Source organism: Kocuria sp. CPCC 205258, from assembly GCF_040981005.1.
GTDB classification, from domain to species: domain Bacteria; phylum Actinomycetota; class Actinomycetes; order Actinomycetales; family Micrococcaceae; genus Kocuria; species Kocuria rosea.
Map to the genome: position 1 here is coordinate 1 of NZ_JAVKPS010000057.1, position 544 is coordinate 544.

A 544-nucleotide genomic window follows, 5' to 3' on the forward strand; every position below is an offset into this window, starting at 1 on the left:
CGGCGTCGAACACCTCGAGCGGGAAACGGAGCCGGTTCTCGAGGGAACCGCCGTACGCGTCGTGACGCCGGTTGGTCAATGGCGAGAGGAAACCCGAGAGCAGATAACCGTGGGCGCAGTGGAGTTCGAGGAGGTCGAAGCCGCTGCGGGCGGCGCGCCGGGCGGCCGCGGCGAACTGCTGCCTGATCTCGGCGAGTCCCGTGCGGTCGAGGGCGTGCGGGACCTGGTTGACCCCCGGCCGGTACGGGAGCGGGGAGGCGGCGGACACCGGCCAGTTGCCGGTGTCGAGCGGCTGGTCGATGCCTTCCCACATGACGCGGGTGGAGCCCTTGCGGCCGGAGTGGCCGAGCTGGACGCCGATCGCGGTGCCGGGCGCGTGGTGGTGGACGAAGTCGGTGACGCGGCGCCAGGCGGCCGCCTGCTCGGCCGTGTAGAGGCCGGTGCAGCCGGGGGTGATCCGGCCCTCGGGGCTGACGCACACCATCTCCGTCATGACCAGGCCCGCCCCGCCGAGGGCGCGGGCGCCGAGGTGGACGAGGTGGAA

At 73.2% G+C, this 544-nt stretch carries 1 pseudogene; it reads right to left on the reverse strand.

Annotation, left to right across the window (positions count from 1 at the left end):
• Window positions 1–544: pseudogene (locus RF644_RS18810) on the reverse strand (bifunctional salicylyl-CoA 5-hydroxylase/oxidoreductase); the annotation flags it as partial.